General features: G+C 64.3%; 1 pseudogene. It reads right to left on the reverse strand.

Annotated features, from left to right (window positions below):
• A pseudogene (locus AB4Y34_RS42450) lies at positions 1–255 on the reverse strand (4-hydroxy-2-oxovalerate aldolase); the annotation flags it as partial.

Here is a 255-nt window from a genome sequence, read left to right on the forward strand (position 1 = left end):
CCTTCACCGCGCGGAAGCGGTCGCGCACATCGTTCATCGTCAGCGCGCCGCCCGAATCGACCACGTAAATGCAGGTCGCGCCGTAGCTCTCCATCTTCTTCGCTTCGATGGCGAGGTTCTCCGGCGTGGTCATGTGGCTCATCATCAGGAAGCCGACGGTGTCCATGCCGAGTTCGCGCGCGTATTCGATGTGCTGCTTCGAAATGTCCGCTTCCGTGCAGTGGGTCGCCACGCGCACCACGCGCGCGCCCGCGT

The sequence above is a fragment of the Paraburkholderia sp. BR10954 genome (genome assembly GCF_040965775.1).
Taxonomy (GTDB): domain Bacteria; phylum Pseudomonadota; class Gammaproteobacteria; order Burkholderiales; family Burkholderiaceae; genus Paraburkholderia; species Paraburkholderia youngii.